This is a genomic window from Pseudomonas sp. R62, assembly GCF_000257605.1.
Taxonomy (GTDB): domain Bacteria; phylum Pseudomonadota; class Gammaproteobacteria; order Pseudomonadales; family Pseudomonadaceae; genus Aquipseudomonas; species Aquipseudomonas atacamensis.
Window position 1 is genome coordinate 2,327,452 of record NZ_JH635998.1, and the last position, 8,916, is coordinate 2,336,367.

The 8,916-nt window shown below is 62.8% G+C and carries 7 protein-coding genes; all 7 read left to right on the forward strand.

Annotated features, from left to right (window positions below; translation table 11 throughout):
* The first annotated feature begins 7 nt into the window (after nt 1-7).
* Complete coding sequence (gene tagH, locus OQK_RS11450) at nt 8-1,204, forward strand: type VI secretion system-associated FHA domain protein TagH (protein ID WP_016772508.1); 1,197 nt, start codon at nt 8-10, stop codon at nt 1,202-1,204.
* A gap of 5 nt (nt 1,205-1,209) precedes the next feature.
* Nucleotides 1,210-1,710 (forward strand): type VI secretion system lipoprotein TssJ, encoded by a 501-nt coding sequence (gene tssJ, locus OQK_RS11455; protein WP_016772509.1) that lies wholly within the window; start codon nt 1,210-1,212, stop codon nt 1,708-1,710.
* 2 nt (nt 1,711-1,712) lie between these two features.
* Nucleotides 1,713-3,044, forward strand: a complete 1,332-nt coding sequence (tssK, locus tag OQK_RS11460) for a type VI secretion system baseplate subunit TssK (RefSeq protein ID WP_016772510.1) — start codon at nt 1,713-1,715, stop codon at nt 3,042-3,044.
* A gap of 5 nt (nt 3,045-3,049) precedes the next feature.
* Nucleotides 3,050-3,925, forward strand: coding sequence for a type IVB secretion system protein IcmH/DotU (gene icmH / locus OQK_RS11465; RefSeq protein ID WP_016772511.1), 876 nt, complete (start codon nt 3,050-3,052; stop codon nt 3,923-3,925).
* A 14-nt stretch (nt 3,926-3,939) separates the two neighbouring features.
* On the forward strand, nt 3,940-7,479 hold the full coding sequence (gene tssM, locus OQK_RS11470) for a type VI secretion system membrane subunit TssM (RefSeq protein ID WP_016772512.1): 3,540 nt from the start codon (nt 3,940-3,942) through the stop codon (nt 7,477-7,479).
* A complete protein-coding gene (locus tag OQK_RS11475; RefSeq protein ID WP_016772513.1) occupies nt 7,479-8,207 on the forward strand; it encodes a PP2C family protein-serine/threonine phosphatase in 729 nt (242 codons plus the stop codon). The genes tssM and OQK_RS11475 overlap by 1 nt, the downstream gene beginning before the upstream one ends.
* Nucleotides 8,204-8,916: serine/threonine-protein kinase (locus OQK_RS11480; protein WP_038861182.1), on the forward strand; the 713-nt coding region annotated here is incomplete at its 3' end. The genes OQK_RS11475 and OQK_RS11480, both read left to right, overlap by 4 nt.

Genomic DNA, 8,916 nt, shown 5'->3' on the forward strand with positions numbered 1-8,916 from the left:
ATCAAACATGGAATTGGTTTTCGAAATGCTGAACACCAAGCAGTTCGTGCCCACCGAGCTGTGCCAGCGGACCTTCAAGCAGGCCGGCGGGGTGATCGGGCGCGGCGAGGACTGCGACTGGATCATCCCTGACCGCAAGCGGCACCTGTCCAATCATCACGCGATTGTCAGCTACCGCGAGGGCTCGTTCTTCCTTACCGACACCAGCAGCAACGGTGTCCAGGACGGCAGCAGCGGCGCGCGCCTGCACAAGGGCGAGCCGGTGCGCATCGAGCACGGCAGCACATACATTCTCGGCGACTTCGAGATCCGCGCGCGGCTGGTCCGTGACCCGGCGACCTTCGACGGCGAAGTCGGCCGTCCGCGTGCCGCTGGCAGCATCATTCCGGATGACGCGTTCCTCGACCTCGACCCGCTCAATGCCCTCGAACAGCAAGAGCGCGTCTACTCGGAAATCGACGAACTGCTGTCGCCCACCGCCAAGCCGGAAGACTCCCGTCAACGTGCCGACTACGCGCGCATCGACATGGAAAGCCTGATGGTCCCGGAGCTGATCGCCGCCCCGGTCGAACCTGAGCCGGCGCCTGCGCCGAAAGCCGTCGAGCGTCAGAGCGAAGGTTTCTGGGAGCACTTCGGCGCGGCGCTGGGCGTCGACGTCAAAGGCCTCAGCCACGACGAACGCGAAGCGCTGGCGCTCAACGCTGCGCGCCTGCTGCGCCAGAGCATCGGCGGTTTGCAGCAGAGCCTGCGCACCCGCTCCGAGCTGAAAAACGAACTGCGTCTGGCGCAGACCACCGTGCAAGGCACCAACAAGAACCCGCTGAAATTCGCCGTCGATCCGAGCGAAGCACTGCAGATTCTGTTGCAGCCAAGCAAGCCTGGGCACCTGCCGGCCGAGCAGGCGATCTCCCGTGCATTCCGTGATTTGCAGGCGCACCAAGTGGCTCTGCTGACTGCCAGTCGCGCCGCCGTACGCGGCACGCTGGAGCACTTCTCGCCGGAGCAACTGACCCTGCGTTTCGAGCGCGACAGCAAGCCATTGATTGCAACATCGGGTGGGCGCTGGAGAGCGTTCGGCCGCTATCACCAGGCACTGCGTCAGGACGATGACTGGAGCGAGCGTCTGCTGGCCCGCGACTTTGCTCAGGCTTACGAAGAACAGATTCGCCTGATCTCCACCCTCCACACCGACCACCAAGGATGATGCGCATGTCTCGCCGCTCGACCGCTTTTTTCAAGACGCTGACTGCGCTCACCGTGCTGGTGCTGCTTGCCGGTTGCTCGTCGCTGTCGCCGTACTCGAAAGTGACCAAGATCAATCTGAAACTGACCGGCAGCGATCAGCTCAACCCGGACCTCAACGGGCGGCCGTCGCCGATCGTCGTGCGTCTGTTCGAACTCAAGCACCCGGTGACCTTCGAGAACGCTGATTTCTTCAGCCTCTACGAACGCGCCAAGGAATCCCTCAACCCGGATCTGGTGGCCAGCGAAGAACTCGAACTGCGCCCGGGTGAAACCGTGGAACTGAAACTCAGCGTGGAGGAGGGCAGCCGTTACGTGGGCATCCTCGCTGCTTATCGCGACCTGCCGGATACGCAATGGCGCCACACCGTGCAGATCACTCCGCTGGAACTCACCGAGGCTGATCTGACCCTCGATCAGGCCGGTATCCGCAACACCCAACAAGTGCTCGCCAAGGCGGATGACTGATCATGAACACCCATAAAGTCATTTGGCAGGAAGGCATGCTGCTGCGCCCGCAGCACTTCCAGCACAACGATCGTTACTACGATCACCAGATGAAAACCCGCACGCAATTGCTCGGTGGCTACACCTGGGGTTTTCTCAATCTGGAAATCGACTTGCAGTTCCTCAACATGGGCAAACTGGTGATCAGTGAAGCCTCGGGGATTCTGCCGGACGGCAGCCTGTTCGAGCTCGGTGGCAACACCGAGCCGCTGGCGCTGGACGTGCCGCCGAACACCGGCAACACGCCGATCTATCTGGCGCTGCCGCTGGTCACCGGCAACCACATCGAGGCCCGGCGCCCGGAGCAATCCGACGTGCTCGCGCGCTACACCGCGTATGACGCGGAAGTCGCCGATTCCAACGCCGGCGACGATTCCGCCAGTCAGGTCAGCTGCGGTCGCCCGGATTTCAAACTGTTGCTCGGCGAGCAGCAGAGCGATCAGGCCTACGTGAAGCTGAAAATCTGCGACGTGCTCGACACCACGCCCGACGGCGTGATCAGCCTCGACCCGGATTTCGTCCCGACCTACATTCAGGCCCACGCCTCCAGCTACCTGCTGTCGTGCCTGAAAGAAGTCATCAGCATGCTCAGCCACCGTGGCGACACCATCGCCGAGCGGATTCGCTCCAACGGCAAGGTCGGCGGCGCTGAAGTCGGCGACTTCATGATGCTGCAACTGATCAACCGCACCGAACTGCTGCTGCGCCATTACCTCGGTCTGGAACAAGTGCATCCGGAAGAGTTGTACCGCACGCTGCTGACCATGCTCGGCGATCTGGCGACCTTCTCCGGCGAGAGCAAACGCCCGCGCCTGGACAGCCGCTATTCCCACGCCGATCAGGGCGCAAGCTTTCGCAAACTGATGGAAGCGATCCGTCAGGTGCTGTCGATGGTGCTCGAACAGCACGCCATCGAACTGATCCTGCAGGCGCGTCAGTACGGCATCATTGTTTCGCCGTTGCACGACCACAAACTGCTCGGCTCGGCCTCGTTCGTGCTGGCAGCCAGTGCCAACTGCGACTCCGAAGAACTGCGTCAGCGTTTGCCGCAGCACCTCAAGGTCGGCCCGGTGGAGCGCATCCGCCAACTGGTCAACCTGCACTTGCCGGGGATCAAGGTCAAACCGTTGCCGGTGGCACCACGGCAGATCGCGTTCCACTCGAACAAAACCTATTTCATTCTCGAACTCAGTTCCGAAGACCTCGCACAACTCGAACGCTCCGGCGGTTTCGCGTTCCACGTGTCCGGCGAATTCGCCGAGCTTGAACTGAAATTCTGGGCCATCAGGAACTGACCGACATGATCAAGGAAACGGATTACAACCAGGACGACAAAACCGTCCTGCTCGATCGTCAAGGCCACGGACCGGCATCGAGTCCGCTGACCGACTTCGCCGCGCCGCCGCGTTTCGAGCAACTGGAAGAACGCATGATCTACGCCGCGCGCCTGCGTCCGGCGGAGGCGTTCAACATCAGCCTCAACTCGCTGGTCGCGGCCTCGTCCGATCTGCTCTCGGAAGTGGTGCGTCTCAAGCACAGCGAAACACGCGAAGACCTGTATGCGCTGAATGAGCGGCTGACTGCCGGGCTGAAATTGTTTGAAGTACGCGCCCTGCACAACGGCGCCGAAAGCAGCCAGGTGATGGCCGCGCGTTACGTGCTCTGCACCGTGGTCGACGAAGCTGTCGTGACCACGCCGTGGGGCAACGAAAGCGAATGGTCGCAGATGAGCCTGCTGAGCAGCTTCCACAACGAAACCTTCGGCGGCGAGAAGTTTTTCCAGCTGCTCGATCGGCTGTCGAAAAACCCGGTCAAGCACCTGCCGATGCTCGAACTGATGTACCTGTGCCTGTCCCTCGGTTTCGAGGGCAAGTACCGCGTCCAGGCGCGCGGCATGCTTGAGCTTGAAGGCATCCGCGACGCCTTGTACCGGCAGATCCGTCAGTTGCGTGGCGACGTGCCGCGCGAGTTGTCGCCGCACTGGGAAGGCCTCAACGACCAGCGCCGCAACCTGGTGCGCATCGTGCCGGCGTGGATGGTGGTGCTCTTTACTCTGGTCTGCCTGGTGGTGATGTATTCGGGCTTCGCCTGGGTCCTGAGCGAACAACGCGACACCGTTCTGCATCCTTATCAGCCGCTTGATCCAGCCGCGGTACAACCGCAGGCGCAGCCGTAAAACAGGGACGTGTGATGAAAAAGTTTTTCAAGAAAGTCGGCGCCTTCCTGCGCCAGACCTGGGTCTGGACCTTGCTGCTGGTGCTGTTCGTGGCGCTGCTGGTGTGGTTCGTCGGCCCGTTGTTGGCGGTCGATGATTACAAGTTCTGGGAAAGCGCGACCTCGCGCCTGCTGACCATCAGCGTGCTGTTCCTGATCTGGGGCCTGACCATGGTCTTCGTCAGCTGGCGCGCGGGTATCCGCAAGAAAGCCGAGGAGGAAAGCGAGGACGGCCAGGACCGCATTCGCCGCGAAGAGCTGATCGACGAAGAACAGAAAGAGTTGAAGGCGCGGTTCAAGGACGCACTGAAAACCCTGAAGACGTCGAGCCTGTATCGCGGTCGCAGCGAGCGCTGGCGCAGTGACTTGCCGTGGTACCTGCTGATCGGTCCGCAGGCCTCGGGTAAGACCAGCCTGCTGGACTTCTCCGGTCTGGAATTCCCGATCAACAAGATCGACCGCAAGCTGACCCGCGACACCCTCGGCACCCGTCATTGCGACTGGTATTTCGCCGATCACGGTGTCCTGATCGACACCGCCGGGCGCTACACCACTCAACCGGACGCGGAAGTCGACGGCAACGCCTGGACAACCCTGCTGGAACTGCTGCGCAAGCGTCGTCGCGGCCGTCCGTTGAACGGCGTGCTGGTGACCATTCCGGTGGAAACCCTCACCGGCGGCAGCGAGCAGGACATCGAGACCCTCGCGCGCCAGGTGCGCAGTCGTTTGCAGGACGTGCATCAGAAACTCCACGTCGATGTGCCGGTGTATCTGGTCCTGAGCAAGGCGGACAAGCTGCTCGGCTTCGACGAATTCTTCGATCAACTGACCCGCGAAGAAAGCGATCAGGTGCTCGGCACCAGTTTCCGCAAGGATCAGGTCGGCACCGACGTTACGGTCCTGCGCAACGAGTTCGAAGAGCTGCTGCGCCGCTTGAACAGCCAAGTGATCATGCGCATGCACTCCGAGCGCGATACTCAGCGCCGTGGGCGCATCCTCGATTTCCCGCATCAGTTGGGGCAGATCGGCGAGCGTCTGTGCCTGTTCGTCGACATGGCGTTCACCGGCAACCGTTATCAGCGCGCGACGCAACTGCGCGGCTTCTACCTGACCAGCGCACCGCACCTGACCCAGGAAATGGATTCGACCACCGCCGGCATCGGCGCCAGCCTGGGCATGAACGCCGGCGTGCTGCCGACTCTGCGCAGCGGCCGTTCGCGGTTCATCCACCACTTGCTCAGCCAGGTGATTTTCCCCGAGGCCGATCTGGCCGGTCTGGACAAGCGCGAGCGCAGCCGCATTCATTGGGGCCAGCGTGCGCTGTACGTCGGCGCACTGGCGGCACTGGCACTGTTCGGCATGCTCTGGGCCGGTGGTTTCTCGGCCAACTACGAGCGTCTGGAAAACCTGCGCACGCTGGCGCAGAACTGGACCCAGCAACGCTCGGCCGTGACGCCGCGCGATGACGCCATGGGTGTGCTGAAAGTCCTCGACACCAGCTACGCCGCGACTCAGGTGTTCCCGAGCAAGGGCGACGTCTCGTACCACGAGCGTGGCGGCCTGTATCAGGGCGAAGAGATCAACCCGGTGGTGAAAACCGCCTACGAGCGTGAGCTGGAAGCGCAGTTGCTGCCACGGGTGGCGACCATGCTCGAAGGCCAGATCCGCGCCAACATGAAGGACCGCGATCGCCTGCTCAACAGCCTGCGTGCGTACCTGATGCTGAACATGAAGGACCGTCGCGATGCGGCGTGGCTCAAGGACTGGGTCGCCACTGACTGGTCGCAGCGCTACACCGGCAACACCGCGGTGCAGAATGGTCTGAACACGCACCTCGAGCGTTTGCTCAAGCAGCCGTTCATCTACCCGCTGAACGATCAACTGGTGACGCAGGCGCGTCAGGTCCTGCGCAGCGAATCGTTGGCCAACGTGGTTTACCGCATGCTCCGCGAGCAGGCGCGCAACCTGCCGGACTACCGCTTCAGCCAGCACCTCGGCCCGCAAGGTTCGTTGTTCATCGGCACTGAATACGTGATCCCGGGTTTCTACACCCAACAGGGTTATCAGCAGTATTTCTCGGTGCAGGGCGCCGCGCTGGTCACCGACATCCTGCGCGACAACTGGGTGCTGGGCGAAGGCGCGGGCATCAGCGACATGGATTTGCGTCGCCTGATGGTCGAGCTTGAGCAGCTGTACTTCCGCGACTACGCCAACTACTGGAGCGAAGCCGTTGGCCAGGTCGCACTGCCACCGATCAGCGACGCTGGCGAAGGCGCCGAGCAACTGGCGGGCCTGACTTCGGCCAACTCGCCGGTCCTCGCGCTGCTCACCGAAGTGCGTGAAAACACCCGCTTCGAAGCCGCGGCTGATCCGGTCGATGAAGCCGGCGAAGCCGCCGATGCGCTGGCCGGGCAGAAAGGTAAACTGGGCAAGGTCGGCAAACTCGCCGCCGCTGCCGCCGACAAGGCTTCGGCGCTGAACGTGGCGAAGAACCTGCCGGACACCGCGAAGAAATCCCTGCAACGCCGCTTCGAACCGCTGCATCGTCTGCTCGATGACAACAACGGCCCGGGCGCTGACCTGACGCCGGCGTTCAGCGCGCTCAACGACCTGCAACTGCAACTGGCCGGTCTGGCCCGTTCCAGCACGCCGGAGCAAGCCGCGTTCGAGATGGCCAAGACGCGCATGAGCGGCCAGCGTGATGCGCTGACCAACCTGCGCAATGCCTCCGGTCGTCTGCCGCGTCCGCTGAGCGTGTGGTTCAACGTGCTGGCCGAAGACTCGTGGCGCCTGGTGCTCAACGATGCCTACCAATACCTGAACGGCCGTTATCAGAACGAGCTGTACAGCGTGTATGGCAAGACCATCAGCAAGCGTTATCCGTTCAGCGCCAGCAGCACCAGCGACGTGGCGATCAGCGACTTCCGTGAGTTCTTCCGTGCTCAAGGTACCGTCGACCGCTTCTTCGACAGCTACATGCGTCCATTCGTCAGCGGCGATCCGGGCAACTACCGCATGCGCAGCGTCGACGGTCACAGCCTGCCGGTATCGAAGGTCTACCTCGATCAGATGGCGGCGGCGCAGACCATTCGCCAGAGCTTCTTCTCGATCAACCCGGCCGAGCCGACCGTGCAGTTCAAACTGGAGCCGTACACCCTCGATCCGGCGGTCAGCCGTTCCGAATTCAAATTCGGCGACAAGACCATGGAATACCGTCACGGCCCGATCCTGCCTATGACCTTCAAGTGGCCGACCGATGCTGAAGACGGGCGCACCAGCCTGGTCATGGACAAGATGGCCGGGCGTCCGATCGGGATCGAGAAGAACTCCGGCCCATGGTCGCTGTTCCGTCTGTTCGACCTGATGCAGACCGAGTACCTGAACGGTCGTGACGTGCTGGTACTGAAAGCCGACGTGGGTGGCCTGCGCGCCAACTACCTGCTGACCAGCCAGCGCACGCCGAACCCGTTTGACATGGGCGTACTGCGTACTTTCCGTATGCCGGTGCAGCTCTGATGCTGGTGGCCAGTCCCTGGCGCAGCGCGGCGCGTACCGACCCGGGCAAGGTGCGGGCGCGCAACGAAGATGCCTTCCTCGACTCGCCGCAGCATGGGCTGTGGGTGGTCGCGGACGGCATGGGCGGTCATCAGGGTGGCGACATCGCCAGCCAGTTGATCGTCGCCAGCCTGGCTGAGTTGCCGCAACACGAGGACTTCGACGAACGCCTCAAAGCCATCCGCCAGTGCCTGCACTGGCTGAACCGGCGTTTGGGGCAGGAGTTGACCGTCACCGCCGGGCGTCACGACAGCATCATGGGCAGCACCGTCGTCGCGCTGTTGGTGGAAGGCAATCGCGCGGCCTGTATCTGGGCCGGCGACAGCCGTTGCTACCTGTGGCGCGGGCAGCGTTTGTATCAGCTGTCCAAGGACCATTCGCTGCAACAGCAACTGATCGACGAGCAGCAAATGAGCGTCGAACAGGCGGCAGCACACCCGGCGGCTCAGGCACTCACCCGAGCCGTCGGTGCCGCTGACACACTGACCCTGGATGTGCTTGAACTCGAGGTCTATCCGGGCGATGTGTTTTTGCTTTGCAGCGATGGTTTGTATCAGGGCCTGAGCAGCGACGCCCTCGGCAACGCCCTCAGCCTCAGCGCGCCGCATGTCGCGCTGGAACGTTTGTTCGACGGCGCTCTGCGTGGCGCCGCGCGCGACAACCTGACTGCCGTGGTGATCCGCCAATGAGTGAACTCGAATCGCCCATCGATGACCTGCTGATCAGCGAAGAACAGGCCAGCAACCTGACCTACTTCGCCTTCGCCAAGGGCAACAAGGCCGAACCGCTGCTGACGCCGACCAAGGCCAGCATCGGTGCGCTGCCGGATGTACTCGCCGGTCGCTACCACCTCGAGCGTCTGCTCGGGGCGGGTGGCATGGGCGCCGTTTACCGGGCGCGGGATCTGCTGCATGAGCAGTTCGGCGATCCCGACCCTTACATTGCGCTGAAAATCCTCAGCGAAGAATTTGCCGAATCGCCGGATGCCAGTGCCTTGCTCTACAGCGAGTTCGCTCTGACCCGGCGTCTGCGCCACGACAACGTTGTGCGTGCACACACCTTTGAAGTCGACACCGATTGCCAGCGGGCCTTCATCACCATGGAATACATGCGTGGCCTGACCCTGGACAAATTGCTCTGCGAGCGGCCCCTCGGCCTGCCGTGGCAAGAATTGCGCGACATCGTCCTGCCGCTGCTCGACACGCTGGCCTATGCCCACCGTCGCGGCGTGCTGCACGGTGACCTGAAACCGAGCAACGTCATGCTCAGCGAAGACGGCCTGCGCCTGTTCGACTTCGGTCTGGGGCAGGCAGAGGAGGGCACCTTGCCCGGCCTGCCACACCTGAGCCGCGAGCGCTTCAACGCCTGGACCCCGGGCTACGCCGCCCCCGAACTGCT